The 17592-nt window shown below is 54.5% G+C and carries 15 protein-coding genes and 1 pseudogene; 8 read left to right on the forward strand and 8 right to left on the reverse strand.

Annotated elements, in window-relative coordinates; all coding sequences use genetic code 11:
* The first annotated feature begins 3 nt into the window (after window positions 1-3).
* The gene (locus ACN08Y_RS01490) at window positions 4-759 is read left to right on the forward strand and encodes a FadR/GntR family transcriptional regulator (RefSeq protein WP_419099145.1); all 756 of its coding nucleotides are present in this window, start codon (window positions 4-6) and stop codon (window positions 757-759) included.
* 70 nt (window positions 760-829) lie between these two features.
* Here ACN08Y_RS01490 and ACN08Y_RS01495 read toward each other — a convergent pair whose 3' ends face one another.
* Window positions 830-1756 (reverse strand): phosphoribosylaminoimidazolesuccinocarboxamide synthase, encoded by a 927-nt coding sequence (locus ACN08Y_RS01495; RefSeq protein WP_419111637.1) that lies wholly within the window; start codon window positions 1754-1756, stop codon window positions 830-832.
* Between the two features lie 93 nt (window positions 1757-1849).
* On the reverse strand, window positions 1850-3127 hold the full coding sequence (gene purD, locus ACN08Y_RS01500; RefSeq protein ID WP_419111638.1) for a phosphoribosylamine--glycine ligase: 1278 nt from the start codon (window positions 3125-3127) through the stop codon (window positions 1850-1852).
* A gap of 124 nt (window positions 3128-3251) precedes the next feature.
* Here purD and ACN08Y_RS01505 point away from each other — a divergent pair, with 124 nt between their 5' ends.
* From ACN08Y_RS01505 to purM, 5 genes are all read left to right on the forward strand, one after another.
* On the forward strand, window positions 3252-4250 hold the full coding sequence (locus ACN08Y_RS01505; RefSeq protein WP_419111639.1) for an asparaginase: 999 nt from the start codon (window positions 3252-3254) through the stop codon (window positions 4248-4250).
* Window positions 4250-4645: a sterol carrier family protein gene (locus tag ACN08Y_RS01510; RefSeq protein ID WP_419104783.1), complete on the forward strand. Its 396-nt coding sequence runs from the start codon at window positions 4250-4252 to the stop codon at window positions 4643-4645. Before ACN08Y_RS01505 ends, ACN08Y_RS01510 begins: the two co-directional genes overlap by 1 nt.
* Window positions 4646-4686: 41 nt before the next feature.
* Complete coding sequence (locus ACN08Y_RS01515) at window positions 4687-5058, forward strand: hypothetical protein (protein WP_419099140.1); 372 nt, start codon at window positions 4687-4689, stop codon at window positions 5056-5058.
* A 146-nt stretch (window positions 5059-5204) separates the two neighbouring features.
* Entirely contained in the window at window positions 5205-6935 is a 1731-nt protein-coding gene (gene purF, locus ACN08Y_RS01520; protein ID WP_419104784.1) for an amidophosphoribosyltransferase, read from the forward strand.
* Window positions 6935-8077, forward strand: a complete 1143-nt coding sequence (gene purM / locus ACN08Y_RS01525; RefSeq protein WP_419111640.1) for a phosphoribosylformylglycinamidine cyclo-ligase — start codon at window positions 6935-6937, stop codon at window positions 8075-8077. Before purF ends, purM begins: the two co-directional genes overlap by 1 nt.
* A 153-nt stretch (window positions 8078-8230) precedes the next feature.
* Here purM and ACN08Y_RS01530 read toward each other — a convergent pair whose 3' ends face one another.
* The 4 genes and pseudogenes from ACN08Y_RS01530 to ACN08Y_RS01545 all read right to left on the reverse strand — a co-directional run bounded on the left by ACN08Y_RS01530 (window position 8231) and on the right by ACN08Y_RS01545 (window position 10781).
* Window positions 8231-8974 carry a DUF6270 domain-containing protein gene (locus tag ACN08Y_RS01530; protein ID WP_419111641.1) on the reverse strand — a complete coding sequence of 248 codons (744 nt, stop codon included), beginning with the start codon at window positions 8972-8974 and terminating at the stop codon, window positions 8231-8233.
* 65 nt (window positions 8975-9039) lie between these two features.
* Complete coding sequence (locus ACN08Y_RS01535) at window positions 9040-9369, reverse strand: hypothetical protein (RefSeq protein WP_419111872.1); 330 nt, start codon at window positions 9367-9369, stop codon at window positions 9040-9042.
* Window positions 9370-9438: 69 nt separating this feature from the next.
* Window positions 9439-9552, reverse strand: a pseudogene (locus ACN08Y_RS01540) (hypothetical protein); the annotation flags it as partial.
* A 293-nt stretch (window positions 9553-9845) separates the two neighbouring features.
* Window positions 9846-10781: a CgeB family protein gene (locus tag ACN08Y_RS01545; RefSeq protein ID WP_419111642.1), complete on the reverse strand. Its 936-nt coding sequence runs from the start codon at window positions 10779-10781 to the stop codon at window positions 9846-9848.
* Between the two features lie 394 nt (window positions 10782-11175).
* Here ACN08Y_RS01545 and wecC point away from each other — a divergent pair, with 394 nt between their 5' ends.
* Window positions 11176-12429 (forward strand): UDP-N-acetyl-D-mannosamine dehydrogenase, encoded by a 1254-nt coding sequence (gene wecC / locus ACN08Y_RS01550; protein ID WP_419111643.1) that lies wholly within the window; start codon window positions 11176-11178, stop codon window positions 12427-12429.
* 92 nt (window positions 12430-12521) lie between these two features.
* Window positions 12522-13367, forward strand: a complete 846-nt coding sequence (locus tag ACN08Y_RS01555; RefSeq protein ID WP_419111644.1) for an alpha/beta hydrolase family protein — start codon at window positions 12522-12524, stop codon at window positions 13365-13367.
* 71 nt (window positions 13368-13438) lie between these two features.
* Here ACN08Y_RS01555 and ACN08Y_RS01560 read toward each other — a convergent pair whose 3' ends face one another.
* Entirely contained in the window at window positions 13439-15586 is a 2148-nt protein-coding gene (locus tag ACN08Y_RS01560; RefSeq protein WP_419111645.1) for a glycosyltransferase, read from the reverse strand.
* A gap of 18 nt (window positions 15587-15604) precedes the next feature.
* Entirely contained in the window at window positions 15605-17515 is a 1911-nt protein-coding gene (locus ACN08Y_RS01565; protein WP_419111646.1) for a hypothetical protein, read from the reverse strand.
* Between the last annotated feature and the right edge of the window lie 77 nt (window positions 17516-17592).

Raw genomic sequence — 17592 nt, forward strand, 5'->3', positions numbered from 1 at the left:
CGCGTGAAAGACAAAGAACCCACTTACACTGCTCTGCTTGAATCCATTGAAAACCGGCTACGCCACGGCCAGCTCCGCCTAGGTGACCGGCTCCCCGGTGAACGGAGCTTGGCCGAAGAGTACGGCATCTCCCGCGCCTCAGTCCGTGAAGCCCTGCGTATTCTCAGCGCTGTGGGTCTAATCCGTTCCGGTGTTGGCTCAGGCCCTAAATCCGGTGCTGTCGTCGTTTCTCAGCCTTCCGACGCGCTGGGCTGGGCTCTACGCATGCATATCGCCACCCGCACCCTACCGGTGGCAGATATTGTCAGCACCCGTGTTCTGCTCGAAGGTGAGGCGGCGGCTAAAGCCGCCACCCAGGCCCACCTGCCCGAGCACGCCGAGTCTTTAGCAACAGCCCGCCGCTACCTCGAAGAGATGGATAGAGACGACATCTCCGATGAGCGTTTCCACTTCTGCGATACGCGTTTCCACTACGAGATTTCCTCGCTGGGGAGCAACATCGTTATGGATACCGTTATCGACTCACTTCATCTGGCCACCGTCAGCTACGTGCAGGAGGCCGTGCCCTACCTGGAGGACTGGGCTAGCACCAAATCCAGGCTCCAAGAACAGCACCGGGCCATCTACAAGGCCGTAGCAGCAGGCAATGCCCAAGCTGCACAAATGCACGTGACAGAACATATCCGCTGGTTCTATGCGCTCTCCGAGATTGGCGCTACCCACGCCGACTATCATCGCAAGGTCCGTGACCTGGCCTAAGCCCGCAACACCTATGTCATAGCAAAGGGGAGAGAGCCTAGAGCACTCCCTCCCCCTGTAAGCCGAGCCGCTAGGCTACAAACTCCTGCCCGGTCAGCCGTTCGAAGGCTTCAATGTAGCGGGCACGGGTCTTTTCCACAACATCGGCGGGTAGCTCCGGCACGGGGCCAAGGCCATCCCAGCCGGATTCTTCGCTCTTGAGCCAGTCGCGCACATACTGTTTGTCGAAAGATGCCTGTGGGCGGCCGGGCTCGTAGTCGGTGGCATCCCAAAACCTCGATGAGTCGGGGGTCAGGACCTCATCACCCAGGGTAATTTCGCCCCGGTAGGAGTCTGTACCAAATTCAATCTTGGTATCGGCCAGAATGATGCCCCGTTCACGGGCAATTTTCTCGGCGGTTTCGTAGACGTAGAGGGTCAGCTCCTGCAGGCGGTCAGCGATAGCCTCCCCCACCTCTTCATCGAGTTCCTGGCGGGTGATAGGTTCATCGTGCTCCCCTACTTCGGCTTTGCCGGTGGGGGTAAACAGGGCCGGTTCGAGACGGGAGCCATCGACCAGTCCGCTAGGTAGCTCGTACTCATTGACCTTGCCGGTCTTCTGGTAGGAGGCCAGCCCGGAGCCGGTCAGGTATCCACGCACGATGCACTCTACCGGGAACATGTTCAGTGACTTACAAATCATAGCGCGACCAGCAACAACCTCGGGGACATCGGTGGAAAGCACGTGGTTGGGTACCCCCTTAAGCTGGTCAAACCACCAGAGGGATATCTGGGTGAGAATCTTCCCCTTGTCAGGGATCTCGGTAGGCAGTACCTGGTCAAAAGCGCTGATGCGGTCGGAGGCAACCACCATCACGGCACCGGCACGTAATTCAGCATCGTCTTTAAGGTTGATACCTGTGACATCCTGGGTATCTTCGGCGGGGATATATAGGTCGCGTACCTTGCCAGAGTAAACGTGCTTCCAGCCTGGAATATCAAGAGGGGTATGGTTCATCGCGTTCTCCTGTGGGTGAGCATGTGGGGTAAATGAAGCTATAAAGGAGTGACTGCCCGCCGGTGGGTACGGTGGGCAGTCACTCGCAGCAGTTTAGGGGGTGGGAATGGTGATCCGGTTTTTGACAGCGGCCAGGGCAATATCGGTACGGTATTGAGCGCCTTCCCACGAAATCTCTTGGACCCCAGCGTAGGCGGCCTGGCGTGCTTGATCAAGGGTTTCGCCCAGGGCAACCACGGCTAAGACGCGGCCACCGGCAGTCACGGTCTCGCCGTTCACGCTGGCTGTGCCCGCGTGGTCTATGTGCACGTTCTCCGGGGCGGCGGCCCTTGCAAGGCCGCTAATGGGGTCACCCTTGCGCGGGGTATCGGGGTAGTTCTGGGAGGCAATAACAACGTCCACGGCGCTCCGGGGGTCCCAGTCAAGCGCGAAGTCAGCAGGTAGCTCACCCTTAGCGGCGGCAAGAAGTAGAGCACCGAGCGGGGTGCGCAGACGGGCCAGAACGACCTGGGTTTCGGGGTCGCCAAAGCGGGCGTTAAACTCAATGACCCTGATACCGCGGCTGGTAGCGGCTAGACCGCAGTAGAGTAGGCCCACAAAGGGGGTTCCGCGACGGGCCATCTCATCGACGGTGGGCTGGGCGACCCGTTCAATAACATCTTCAACAAAGCCTTCGGGGAGCCAGGGCAGTGGGGTGTAGGCCCCCATGCCACCGGTGTTGGGGCCACGGTCGCCGTCAAAGATTCGCTTGAAATCTTGGGCTGGGGACAGGGGCAGGCAGGTAGCACCATCTGAAATGACAAACAGGGAGACTTCGGGGCCGTCCAGGAACTCTTCAATGACTACGCCACCTCCGGCGGCAAAGCAGGATTCGGCATGAGCCAGCGCAGTATCGTAGTCATCGGTGACCACAACGCCCTTACCTGCGGCCAGGCCGTCATCTTTCACAACGTAGGGGGCACCAAAAGAGGTCAGCGCTGATTCGGCTTCTGCCCGGTTAGTTGCAATGTGAGCCATAGCGGTCGGCACACCGGCACTTGCCATGACTTCTTTAGCGAAAGCTTTAGAGCCTTCAAGCAGAGCAGCAGCTTTGGAGGGGCCAAAAACGGGGAAGCCCTGCTCGCGCAGAGCATCGGAGACACCGGCGACCAGGGGCGCTTCGGGACCAATAACCACTAAATCAACGGCCAGATCGGTCGCAAGTGCGACAGCTGCCCGGGGATCATTAGCATCAATTGCGTGAACGGGGACATCGGCTGCAATCCCGGCGTTACCGGGGGCTGAGTGAATCTCAGTGACAGCAGAATCTCGTAGGAGAGCTCGGATAATTGCGTGTTCGCGACCGCCAGGGCCCAAGACCAAAACCTTCATTCTTTTAGGCTACCGGCTAGGTCACGTTTTTATATACCTTTCAGGGCTTTCCTACCACATATTGAGCGGGTTTTTTCATATCCTGACCTCACCGCTCGCTAGGACTGCCCGCTACACTTGAACCATGCACACTTTTCAGGCCGGTAGCGCAGCAGAACTCGCAGTCATTACCCGAGGCAACTTTATAGAGACCAGGCATGTGGGCTCCCTGGTGGTGCTCTCCCCCAGCGGTGATACAGCCCTGGCCTTGGGGGCACCGGAGGAGCTCATCTACGCGCGGTCTGCCCTCAAACCCTTTCAGGCTATTGCCTCAATGAACGCCGGCGCTGAGCTTCAGGGCGCACAGATTGCCCTAGCTTCAGGCTCCCACACCGGCTCCTTTGAGCACATGACGGTCGCCCAGGGCATCTTGGCCGAGGCCGGCCTGAGCGCAGATGACCTGCTCTGCCCGCAGGCCTGGCCCACCGATGAGCCTAGCTACCAGGCCCTCCTGAAAGCGGGTCACGGCAAACAGCGCCTGGCCTTTAACTGTTCCGGTAAACACGCCGCCTTCCTGTGGGGCTGTGTCAAGTCGGGCTGGCCTACCGAAGACTATCTCTCCCCCGATCACCCCCTCCAAGAGCTGGTAATGCGCACCATTGAGCAGTTCACCGGCGAGGAACCCCAGCACATTACCGTGGACGGGTGCGGTGCCCCGCTCGGTGCAACTTCTCTCACTGGCCTAGCACGCGCCTACAGCGCTCTGGGTTCAGCGGTGGAGAACATTAAGGCCGATGCCCGCGCCGCCACCGTTGCCACCGCAATGGTGGACTACCCCGAGTACGTCCACGGCCATAACAGCTCCGATACCCTTTTGAGTCAGGCGCTCGATGCCGTGGTCAAGCGCGGTGCCGAAGGCGTACTGGCTATTGGCCTGCGGTCCGGGGCCTCTGTTGCCGTGAAAATCTTGGACGGTTCCAACCGTGCCGCTCCCCTGGCCGCTGTCCGAGCCCTTCAGGTAGCAGGCTATCTTGAACAAGAGCTTGCGGACCGGGCTGTGGCCGCAACAACTTTCCCCATTACCGGTGGTGGCGCTGCCGTGGGAGCCATCGAACCGGGCAGGGCTTTTGAGGGACTGCTCTAGTGGCTATCCGCCGCAAAATATCGGAGCAAAACGGTGCCGCCGCCCTGGCCCAGGTACGGTTAGCGCTCACCACAGGCACAAGCGACGGTGAAAGAACCCAGGCCTTTGCCGCCCTACCCCGGTCGGTGCGGGCCACCGCTGTCCGCTATTCCCTAGAGGAACTGGCCACCCTGGCACCGGGAAATTCGGTTGAGGTACGCGTTCCCCCCTACGGGGTTACCCAGTGCATTGCCGGGCCACGGCACACCCGCGGCACTCCGCCCAACGTGGTCGAAACAGATGCCCACACCTGGTGTTGCCTTGCTCTGGGGCTGGTCCGCTGGGAGCAGGTTCTTTCTAAAATTTCTGCTTCGGGTTTACGATCAGACCTCAGCGAGCGCCTGCCCCTCTTCTAGCCGCGCTCCCGGAAAGATAAACCTTGGTATCGTTGGTGTCTATGAGTCTTCTATCTAAATTCCGTCAGCCCACCGAGCCGCAGGCTCCCCTTACTGAGCAGGATAAGCAGGCCGCCCCCGGCCAGCACTTCTCACCGGCCACAGCACCTGAGCGAGCCCAGCTTACTGTGCGTAGAGCTCCCTCCTTGCCTGCCTTCGCTATCACCGGTCTGCTCATTGGCCTGGTTGTTGCTTTTGTGGTCACCGCGCTGGGCCCGGAGAACCCTAGCTACACCTTTGCAGCGGTCTTCGGGGTCATGGCCGTTATCTTTGGCACCCTCTGTACCGCAGCAGCCATCGGCCTGGCTCTCTTGCTGGAGCGTCGTTCAATCCGGCATACCACCACCTACAAAGCTATCAGTACCAAAGACTAAGGGTTTCTTGGCGACACTCTCTTCATAGATGTGGATACCTGTTATCACCTAGGTCGCAGACAGGTACACTAGGAATGTTCGCTCGCTCACGTTTATCCCAGGCGTGAAGGCGAGATAACCACCACAGAAGAGATGGAAAATCCACCTTGGCTCGTCCTGACGGAAAGCTCTCCTTCGACCTGGACCCTGTAGACCACGGCCCCAAAGATGAATGTGGTGTCTTTGGTGTATGGGCTCCCGGCGAAGATGTCGCAAAACTTACCTACTACGGCCTATATGCCCTCCAACACCGAGGCCAGGAATCTGCCGGTATCGCAACCAGCGACGGCAAGCACCTCAGCGTGTATAAAGATATTGGTCTGGTATCCCAGGTATTCGATGAGACCACCCTCAATGCTATGCAGGGGCATCTATCCATCGGGCACTGCCGTTACTCCACTACCGGTGGCAATATCTGGCAGAACGCCCAGCCCACTCTAGGGGATACCCCGCACGGGACCCTGGCCCTGGCCCACAACGGTAACCTGGTAAATTCGGCTGATCTCTACGACCGACTCCTGGCAAAAAATGGGGGTAAACGCCCCGAACGTGGTGAACTGGCCCAGGGTAACACCACCGATACTGCGCTTGTTACGGCGCTCCTGAAAGAACACAGCTTCGAGAGCTTAGAAGAAGCGGCACTGGACTTACTGCCCACCCTGTCGGGGGCCTTCTGCCTGGTTTTCATGGACGAACAGGCCCTATATGCCGCGCGTGACCCGCAGGGGGTCCGTCCTCTGGTCTTGGGTAGGTTGGATCGAGGCTGGGTCATTGCCTCTGAAACTGCCGCCCTCGACATTGTGGGCGCCTCCCTGGTGCGAGAAGTCGAACCCGGTGAGTTCATCACCATTGACGAGGACGGTTTACGTTCCCAGCGGTTTGCTTCAGCTCAAGCCGCCGGTTGCGTCTTTGAGTATGTCTATCTGGCCCGCCCCGATACTACGATTGCCGGTCGAAGCGTCTACGAATCCCGGGTGGAAATGGGCCGCCAACTTGCCCGTGAACACAAGGTTGAAGCTGACCTGGTCATGCCCACACCGGAGTCCGGAACGCCTGCGGCTATTGGCTATGCCCAGGAGTCTGGTATTCCTTTCGGTAACGGCCTGGTCAAAAATGCCTACGTTGGCCGTACCTTTATTCAGCCCTCTCAAACTATCCGGCAGCTGGGTATCCGCCTTAAGCTGAACCCTCTGCGTTCGGTGGTTGAGGGTAAGCGCCTGGTTGTTATTGATGACTCGATTGTTCGTGGCAATACCCAGCGCGCCCTGGTACGGATGCTCCGTGAGGCAGGAGCCAAGGAGGTTCACATTCGAATTTCTTCGCCTCCGGTCAAGTGGCCCTGCTTCTACGGTATTGATTTCGCCTCTCGCTCTGAACTCATTGCTAACGGGCTGACCATTGATGAGATTCGTCAGTCGCTGAGTGCTGATTCCCTGGGTTATATCTCCGAAGATGGCATGATTGCAGCCACCGAGCAGCCCCGCGAGCGCCTGTGCACTGCCTGCTTTACCGGTAAGTATCCTATTGAGCTTCCGCATGAGGACCGACGCGGTAAATCTATTCTGGACAAGGTCGCCGGTGGCCCCCTAGCAGGAACTGCTGCTGAGGTGACGGTAGAACGCCCAGTAGCCCATAAGCCTGACCACGCCCAGGCTATTTCTCTTGAGACTCGGGCCGGGTCCCGTTCACTGGAAAAAAAATTTGAGGAACCGGCCCAGCAGTCGCAACCTGCACGGCCAGGCTGCGAGCCCGGCCCCGACGCTGAGCTTGAAGATTTGGTACTCCCCCAAGACACACGCCCTGCCGCTGAGTGCGGCACCGACCGAGAGGCAGGCTGATGAGCCAAAACCAGAACGCAGTTACCTACGCTTCGGCGGGGGTTGATGTTGAAGCGGGTGACCGCGCCGTTGAACTCATGAAAGACGCTGTTAAAGCAACCCACGGTGCCGGTGTAGTAGGCGGCGTGGGTGGCTTTGCTGGCCTGTTCGATCTCTCGGTGCTCAAGGGCTATAAGAAGCCCTATCTGGCAACCTCCACCGACGGTGTGGGTACCAAGGTTGCTATTGCGCAGAAGCTCGATATCCACCACACCATTGGGCATGACCTGGTGGGCATGGTGGTTGATGACATCGTGGTAACCGGTGCCAGGCCGCTCTTTATGACCGACTACATCGCAACCGGCAAGGTTGTGCCCGAGCGTATTGCCGATATTGTGCGCGGTGTGGCTGAGGGCTGTTCTTTGGCGGGTACCGCCCTGGTAGGTGGTGAAACCGCTGAGCACCCCGGCTTGCTGGCTGAGGACGAATACGATCTTGCCGGCGCTGCGACCGGCATCCTTGAAGCCGATGAGCTCTTGGGCCCCGACCGGGTGAGCGAGGGCGACGTCCTGATTGCTATGGCGTCTTCCGGTATTCACTCCAACGGCTATTCACTGGTGCGTAAGGTGCTCTCTCTTGCGGGCTGGGAGTACCAGCGGCAGGTCCCCGAGCTGGGCCGTACCCTGGGTGAGGAACTTCTGGAGCCTACCCGCATTTACACTGCTGACTGCCTGGACCTGATTGAGGCTTTCCCCGTCAACGGTGAGGACGGCCAGACCGGTTCCGGTATCCGTGGCTTCTCGCATGTGACAGGTGGCGGTCTTGCCGCTAACCTGGCACGCGTTCTGCCGGTAGGTACCGTGGGTCTGGTGGATCGCTCCACCTGGGAGATTCCGGCTATCTTCCGTCTGATCGGGGAGCTGGGTTCTGTGCCCCAGGCTGACCTTGAGCGCACCCTCAACCTGGGTGTGGGCATGATTGCCGTGGTTGACCCCTCGGTGGCCGATGCCGCTGTTGCCCGGCTCAACCAGCGGGGCCTGCCCAGCTGGGTTCTGGGCACCGTTGAGGCCGATACCGGCCAGCATAAGGCTAACCCCGACTATCTGCAGGGCGCTAAGGGCGTAGACGGCGGTGCCGCTGTGCTCCTGGGGTCCTACAAGTAGGTTTTACGCTTTTACAGCTCCTGGAGCTAGCTGCCAGGTTTAAGGCACTGGTTGCCTTATGTAGTGCTGTTATCACGACATAAGGCAACCAGCGCCACTTTCATGCGCGGTGGGACGATTGTGAAGGTTTCCTTTTCTTTCTAGAGCTGTGGGTTAGATACGGTAGCCTTCTGCCCTAAGCTGGTTGATGACGTACTGGTAGACCTCTGGGGTGTAATGGAAGGGGGCTAGACCCCAGCGGTGGTTGGGGTCAGCGTAGGTGATATCGGCAGGTACAGTGATGGTGCGGACGCCGGCGGCAGCTAGGTGCTCGTAATAGCGGGTGTAGAGGCGGTTTGCTTGGGCGGCGCTGAGCCCCATGGATGCGGGTGTGGGTTGCCCGTCTGGGGTTGTTTCAGCCCAGTTGATGCGTAGTAGGCGGGTGCGTTCTAAAAAGCCGGTGTCGTCTAGCCGGTGAGCGAAGTTGGTGACTTTTTCGCTCCAGGCTTCAAAATGCTCGTCACTTCCAAAAGTTACGTGGGTGTGGGGTTCAAGAGCTTCAAGAGCTGGCTGAGAATGAATGAGGTCGATGGAGCGGGTGATGATTTCTCCGCTCATGAACCAGTGCACGCCGTGGCGCTCGTAGGTAAGGTCCCAGAGAAATACATCGATGGTTTCTGCTCGTGGAAAGAGATGTTCAAGAGGGGTTCCTGCCCAGTCGTCACGGACCATACGTTCTTGAAAGGCTGAGTTGAGACCGAGACTGGCCGGTAGTTTCGCGCTGGCGTCGCTACCTTCGGAGAGTACGGAGTGGCGGGCTGTGTACCCTGCCAGGGTGTAGCTTCCGGTAGGCAGAGCAGCGACGGTGTCCCGGGCAACGCAGGAACCATAAACATAGATTCGCGGTGACTCTGTCACCGTTAGGTCTTTCTCTTAGGTAAAGGCGGTCTAACTGTTGATGTTTTGAGTTTATGGTAAAAGGCTTAGAACATGATATGTTCAGTTCCTAACCCATAAAATTTAAGCTCACCGGTAGCTAGAAGATTTGAGTCTCCGATGTCCCAAGTGTGCTCGCGTATATCGACCGATCGCATTTGAGTGAAATTGTACCGGTCTGCTGAGTAAATACGACCACCTGAGCCAGCAACGGTTTCAAGGAAAGTTGTGGCTTCACCGCGGTTTTTATGGGCGAAGGGAGTATCTAGGAAGACCTCTCGTTTTCCTGTAATAGTAGGACCGGCAACGAAGGTAGTCCACCGGTGTTCTCGTTCTGGGTTACGCAAAATAGTTGCGTTAGTACGTGCAAGATGCATGTAATGGGCCTGTTTGCCGACGATATCTGCGCCCGAAAAACGTAGTGCATGGAGAAGATCTCGCAGGTAGTTTTCTCCGTAGAGGTCATCATCGTCCATTTTGGTCAGCACGTCACCACCAGCGCCCTGAACAAGCTGATTGAGGCAAGCTCCTAACGACTGGTTCGTGTCTGCTGTCCTCACGTTAAGAGCAACACCGCTATCTTTTGCTCGGGCTTTGAGCTCTTTGAACGGTAATTCAAACCCGTGGGTGAGTAGGTTGAGTTCTAGCTCGACCTTGGCAAACCCTGCACGGTCTCAAAGATATGATCAATTTGTTGTAGCCTATTGGGAGATACAAGAGCCGAAACACTCGGTAGTTTAAGGCGTTCCTCTCCTTGTTTACCCACCGTGGATAGAATCTGTGCAGCACGATGAGAATAGGTGTGATGTTCCCAGATTTTCCTTTGAGCCAGGTGGGTTGTACGGTTATTCAGCTATGGCGACTGGACCAATGCAGCTAGTACGTGGCGGGCTTCTTCCCGGGTATCAACCACAGGCCCTTCGGCAGGGTCAAAAAAGCGGGGTATGGCTTCGGATCGTGTGGTGACTACGGGTGTACCGCTGGCGGTAATTTCGAATACCCGACGGGCACACATGCTGGGTGAATCTGTTACCGAGTTGACGTTGAGGAAGACCTTGTAAGCGGTGAGCATTTTGGGGTAAGGGAGAGAGCCCACGACTCGTGTGTTGTAGGGAGTTGGGAACTGGTAGTTAGGATTATCGCCCAAGAATCGCGAAAAGATTTCCAGCCCCGTTTGCATTTTTTCTGATGCAGAGTAGGCAGCTCCGAGAAGAAGATCCATTTGTTCGCGACGTTCAGGGTATTTGTGGGCAAAATACATACCGGCGAACGCTATATCCCGCTCGTGATACCCGTGGTTAGGGCGGATGGGATTATGGATTGCTTCTTGCGCGGCGAAGGAGAGAGCCTCCACCCGGCTGTGCCCTAGTGCTTGACGGTAATCGGGTATCTTATTGGTATCTGATGTGAAAACCGCATCAAACAGTTTGGCCGTTTCAAGAAAATCTTCGAAGTGGGGAGGATCTTCTTTGTTCCAGAAGACGGTGGGGATCCCTTTACTTTTACAGTAGTTAGTGAGATCAAGAAGTTCTGAGGCAGGAGCGTTCTCACCGGTCAGTTTGTAGCGCCAGACGCCGTTGCTACCAGCCCAGGCAGATTCGACCAACAGTAGATCAATGGGGTTTGCTTGAAGGGTATGTTCCCAAGAATCTGGTTTTAGAGGGTAGGTTGTAAACTCATAACCCCACGCAGTTTCATAGAAGTCATCGAGAATTGTGGCTACATGTACATCATCGAAGGTAGGAGGTTTAGGGGAGGCTTCTAATGCGGGAAAGTCTAAGGTAATCACTGGGGAATCGTGAAAAAAATCCTCTGTAAGGGCGACAGTCTATTGATAGCTGGGCGGGCATCTGCACCCCGAACAGTGTTTTGCCGGGTTTTGAAAGCCTTAAGCTGTTGAACCCCCACCAGTACGTAGGTGCCAGGCTCCTCGACGAACATACTGAAACACTTCGTAGACTTTATCCATTGTTGCCGCCCTACTTCTTTCAAGGTGAGATGTTTAGCTAGGGTCTTATTGTATTGGCTTTCTGTGTTCTATATTTCTTTTTTGCGCCGTCGCCTGAGGTCTAGAACCGTTTTGCGCGTAGAATGGACAGGGCATTAACATACACAATTCAACGGGTGTTGATGGTTCCGTCCTACGATTCATCTTCGCCCAGACAACTCGTTAGGTGAAACTCTTGTCCACTCGTACTGTAGCTTTCGTAGGCCTCGGCTATATCGGTCTGCCGACAGCCGTTGTAATGGCTAACCATGGCCTTAAGGTCACCGGCGTTGATATCAATGCCGCTAATGTAGAGCGCATTAACCGTGGTGAGGTTACCATTGTTGAGCCGGGGCTTGAGGAACAGCTACAGAAGGCTGTTTCTTCTGGAAATCTTAAAGCAACCACAGAGATGCCCCACGCTGATGTTTACGTCATTGCGGTTCCCACTCCTTTCAAGGAGAACTATGAGGGGGACCTGTCGTATATCATGGCTGCCGCTGAGAATATTGCGCCCCAGCTCAAGGGTGATGAGCTTATCATCCTTGAGTCCACTTCTCCCCCCAAGACTACTCAAAAGCTTGCAGCCAAGGTTCTTGAGCTTCGCCCCGACCTTGTTGCTGATGGTACCGAAAACCCTGAAGGTAAGCCGGTCATCTACTTCGCTTACTGCCCCGAGCGCATTCTGCCTGGCTACGCTATGGAAGAGCTCATCACTAACTCTCGTATTATTGGCGGGCAAACCGCAAAGGCTACTGAAATTGCCAAGGAGATTTACGGAGCTTTCTGCACTGGTGAGCTGGTAGCAACAGACGATGTTACCGCTGAGATGGCTAAGCTAACCGAAAATTCGTTCCGCGATGTCAATATTGCGTTTGCAAATGAGCTTTCGCTGATTTCTGACAAGCTTGGTATCGATGTATGGGAGCTTATCAGCCTAGCGAATAAGCACCCTCGTGTGAATATTTTGCAACCGGGCCCCGGCGTTGGTGGTCACTGCATCGCTGTTGACCCCTGGTTCATTGTCTCAACCGACCGTGAGAACTCAAACCTGATTCGCACCGCGCGTGAAGTGAACGATGGTAAGCCTGAGTGGGTTATTTCAAAGGTGAAGGAAGCTGCTGGCTCTTCTCCAGAGCCGGTGATTGCGGCTCTTGGTTTGGCCTTTAAGCCGAATATTGATGACTTGCGCGAGTCGCCTGCTATGGATATTACGAAGCGTCTCGCAGTGGAGTTTGGTCACGGTACTGTTATCGCGGTTGAGCCCAATGTTTCTGCCTTGCCTAAGAAGCTTGAGGGTATTGATAACGTTGAGTTTGCCGACTACGAAACTGCAATTGAACGCGCAGATATCGTAGTTCTACTGGTTGACCACGATGAGTTTAAGACTGTTGCAGCTACAGCTTTAGCAGGTAAACAAATTGTAGACACCAAGGGAATCTGGCGCTAGAACGCACACTATCAGTGGGCTAGGCAGAAAAAAATTTTCGCCTAGCCCACATCTATATCAGTAAGTATGCGAGCACATAAGGAAGAGAAATTTTGACCAAACGTGGCATTAGGTTCACTGGAGAACCCTCAAGATTCAACTCTTTGAAAGATTTACTATCGTCTCCCCCACCCAAAAATGGATCAGTAGAAGTTCAATACCCCAGCGGTATACCGTTACACTTCTACTACCACGACCGTGGAGCAAAAACTACCCTAGTATCCTTTCACGGCGCTGTTTCACCTAACGTCGAGAATCTTCCTGCCTACTCGGGCATGGGCGTGACTCGCAATATGAAAGTTAACCGGCTCTTTTTTTCAGATCCGTCCCTCATCCTCGACACCGAACTTCGCCTGGGATGGTATGCAGGAAATATGCACCAACCCTCCCTACAGAATGATATTGCGGAAATTATTCAACACTTGGTTCAAGCCCAGAGAGTTGTTCTATTTGGCGCCTCCGGAGGAGGTTTTGCAGCTCTCGAACAAACTATTCGCTTACAAAACGGGGTAACAGCAATAGTTTCTAACCCTCAAACCAATATTTTTAATTACTATAAGCCAGTCTCTGATAGATACCTCGAGACGGCCTGGGGCATGACCAGTGAAGACTCCATACCTTTTCGAAGCTCGGTAGTCGATGCTTATAAGGACCCCATCGATTCAAAGATTATCTACCTTCAAAATTCAGGTGATAGCTACCATGTGAATCGGCACATGATTCCCTTCCTCGACCATCTTCACCCTTCTAATAACGTTGAAGTCGTTACGCCTTTTATTGGCAAGGGACATGTAGGGCCTAATAAGGAAATCTTTACTGAGATATTACGAAAAATTTGTATCCCTGACTCATTTGAATCTTTAAGCACTTTAAGTCAATCCATTAAATACACTTCTTAGGGGAGAACTGTAAAACATATCCGGGAGTAAGCTGAAGCGCCTCGTCACTACGAGGCGCTTCAGTATATTACCTATTCTATGATTCCTGCAGCTTCATAGGCCTGGTCGATAATACCTGCAATCGAGTTCCAGCTTCGGTGCTCAACTACCCAAGCACGTGAAGAATGACCAAGTTCTCGAACATCAGCAGGAGCCTTCACCAGCTGCTCCAGTTGTAAGGCCAAATCATGCGGATTATCCTTCTGGCTCAGCAAACCGTTCACACCGGGAGTAATAATTTCATCAATGGCATCCACATTAGAGCCAACGACGACCTTGCCCATCGCCATCGCCTCAAAAGGTTTCAAAGGCGAGACCATCTCACACACAGGCAGGCCATGACGAGGCAGAGGGCAAATATCAATCAGAGAATAATAGTCCTCGACGTCCTCATGGGGCACCCGCCCCGTAAATTTTACGAAATCATCAAGTCCCAGGCTTCGGGCAAGCTCCAAAGCGCTCTCGTAGAAAGACCCGTCGCCCACAATCAGCACATTAAAGTCCAATCCCGTATCGCGCAACAAAGCAATCGACTCCAGTAGGGTATCAATACCTTCATAGTCCAAAATTGAGCCAACGTACCCAATCGTCGGAGCATCGCCCAGCCCCAGCTGCTGCTTCATCTGCAGGTTAGGCTCACGAGGCACAAAGCGCTCAGGGTCCACGCCATTGGGAGCAATCGTAATCTTGTTCCCGTCAACTCCGCGAGAAATCAGCTCCTCTTTCAAAGCACGAGTCAGGGAGAGAACCACATCAGCATGACGAGCAGCCTCAGCCTCCATCTCAGCCATAAACCGATACTCGTCAGTATTGAGCCACTCAGGCTCACGCGAGATACGGGTAATTTCCCAGAGCCCGCGTACCTCATAGACAGACGGCACGCCTAGCTGTCGCCCAGCCATCACTCCAGAAATACCGTTCCAATAGTTAGAGGCCGCATGAATTAGTCCGACGTTTTGTCTCTTAGCCAATTGCACCAAGCGCCGGGTATAGGTCTCCTGATAGGGCTTAAAAGGAGCACGAGGGACAGATTCCCGTTCAGTCGTCAAGCGGTGATAAGGTACCCCGTCCACCACATCGAGGGGAGGAATAACCCGATGTGCATCGACCTTAGTTTCCGGACGATCAAATGGGTAGCCCGGGCGGGTTACACCACGCATATCCCAGCCAAGTTCCCTCAGACCCCGGATAATTCCGTGGGACCGAGTCGCATACCCTGCAGAGTTATAAGGCAGAGAGTTGTGCAGTAGATAAAGCCCGGTCGAATTCCGCTCAACCGTGGGAACCGGCCTCTGCAGACGGCTCACCTGCAGGTTCCGGTAGCCGTTATTTAGAACCTCGTTTCGTTCCTTCCCTATCTTAGATTCCTGCAACTCAGTATTGAGCGTGGCTTTCTTGCTATTAGCCCAGCTATCTGTAGGAGCTGCCTTGAGATAAACATTAACGAGCTGTATAGCCACCGAGGTCTTCTGCTTACGGTGGGTTGCACGAATAGCAATACGCAGAGGGGGCAGAGGAATTTCAGCAGGTTCCATCTTGGCCAGCTGTTTAAGAGCCACACTATAGCGCCCTTTTGCTAAGTTATAGCGCAGAAGCGCCTCGTTCCGCTTTTGCCCAGCAGCCACAAGAATCAGTTCCTGGTCTTGCGGCTTAGAGGTACCCAGCAAAGAGAGTTTGCCCAAGGTTCGAATCAAATCATCGGGTGATGCAGCAAAAGCTTGGAGCGCTACCTCCATATTTAGCGATATGACTAGGTCGCTTGCATCAAGCCAACGCTCAGGCCGCTCAGTCACGTGCTCGCTAAAGGAACGAACCACATACTTACGCAACTTGGCGTCCATCTTGACCCGCTCTGCCAAATCTAAGAACAGCTCAAAGGCAGCGGGGTGAGAAGGATCGACGAGAAGCACGCGGCGAATCGCCTCGTAAGCTGCACCCGGCAGGTTAAGGGCAAGGTAGGCATAGGCAACCTGCATATTGGCAGAAACGTCATCTGGTTTCTCCATCAGGTACAGGCGGTAGTTTTCGAGGGCCTTCTCCCACTGCTTCTTCTGCTTGAAGCTATCAGCTTTCTCCAGAGCGTTAAGAGCGTCCCGCGATACCTCCGGAGCCTGTTCCCATACCCTCACAGCCTTGCGGTAGCCGCGTTTCAGGGGCGAAATCAAATCTTTGCTATACATCGCAAAAAGCTCTTTTCTCTACAAGGAAACGACATCAAACATCTCAACGCGAGATGCAGCAGGCCACGAGTTACTCTGTTGGGATTTCAGAACCCGAATTTCTAGTTGCACATTATCACCAGGGCGCAGGTCACCTATACCGAACTCTGTCACTTCAGCTGTCTCTGCTCCATCTTGGGTTAGCATCAAAATACCATTCTTATAAACCCTATACTCGAAGACTCCTCTACCGGCTGCCTTCTGGTAGGGGCTTTGCCACCGTACAACAGCCCGGGGCATAGGAGCCGTAGCAACGTACCGGGCAGTAACGTAGTTACCCTCAGTAAACTTTCCGCGTGGAATCCCAAAGGTAGACTCAGCATCGGGCAGCACAGCTTCTCGATACTGCGCACCATTTGAGGAATAGTGCATTACAACCCGTGATGGGACGGTATAAAAACCTACTCTGCCGCTATCTCGTACCTGCTCATAGAGATTCTTAAGATTATTTTTACCGATAAAGTTCAGTACCGGGTAGGTACGGTTAATGAGCTCATCGAAGATGAAAGACGCTCTACGCTCACTGAGGGTGAAGGAGAGCAACAACATCACAATGCGGCGGCAGTTAATGGGGATGAAGGAGTCGAAGGCCAGGTCTGACTCATTGAGGGTCTCACTGAACCAGCGGCCTTGGCGCATCTCCCAGTAGAAGATATCTGAGGGCAGATAAGAGCGATAGTGCTTAGGTTCTAGCTCCAGCCGCGCAACCTTTTCAGCAAAGAATGCATCTTTGAGGGCTTGATCCTGCTGGGATTTTCGGGAGTGGAGGTCAAACAGGCGCTTCATATCCTCAAGTTCCCCCTGATCTTTGAGGTCATGGTAGAGAGCCTTACCAATCTCAAAGAGGGTACCTCGCATATGCAGGTGTCTCATGCCCGGAAACTCTTGTCTATAGAGTGGTAGCAACCATTTTCCGTGTTGACCTGTTGTGTTGATATCAACGACCTGACTCAGCTGAGGCTCGGCCTCAAGAGTCGATTCCTCCCTAAACATGAAACGGTGGTTGGCAGGAACCATGCCAACGATTTGCTGAACAATCTCATAGTCTTTTCGGATCGACTTATACCAGTAGCTTTCACCATCGGTGCGGTGAGTAGCGTAGGTAAAAAGTTCAAACTGATCGAGATAGTCAGAGGCCATAGCTAGGTTGGCTCTGGAATCCTCACCGCCTGAAAGAGAAAAAACCAGTGAGTCATAATCGCGGGTGTATTGCTGGACTACGGACCCCCAGTAGGTCATCAGCTTCTCTATCTTCTGCTCATGGGACAAGCTGGTGTAGGGGTTCTCATAGCGGGGCCAGTACCGTCTAGTCTCGACAGCCTCACCGTTGATTGAAAGGCGGTGGTTAGGAATAAGCGCATAAATATGCTCACTCTTGGTCTGGTCGAAATTTGCAGAGACGGCCTGATAATAAGTACCGTTGCCTAAATCTACATACCCTCTGTTACGGGCGATAAAGTCAACATGAGACGATAAATCCCCCGTTAGCTCGTCGTAGTAGACAACCCTGCTGCCAAAGGCGTCGTGAAAGACCTCTAGGTTCTCACCGTCCAGCGAAACAAACATAGCCCAACGCCCGACCAGATCATCTAAGAATTCATAGAAGTCTTGCTGATTCTTCCGAAACTTTGCGAGAGCGACCTCTGCAACCTGATCTCGGGCAAACGTCTGAAGCGACTCAAAATTACCGTGTATAACAAGAAAAGCCGCACCGTCTCGGGCCACTGATGGGCTGGTTAGAAAATCATGAAAATAGCTCCAAGTATCTCCCAGCGGCTGGTTCTCATAGGTCTCAGGAACAACCACCTGGTCTGCACTACGGGTCAGATAAAACCCTCGTGCAAAGACCGGTATATCCCTTGATGAAACGGGGAAAACGCTACTTTCCATGAACGTGCCCTCCATCGGGTGCTACTAAGGAATTTTCTCTCACCGCTTCATTGTAACAATCGGGAAGCGATAAACTG

The sequence above is a fragment of the Rothia sp. P5764 genome, from assembly GCF_048512965.1.
GTDB lineage: Bacteria > Actinomycetota > Actinomycetes > Actinomycetales > Micrococcaceae > Rothia.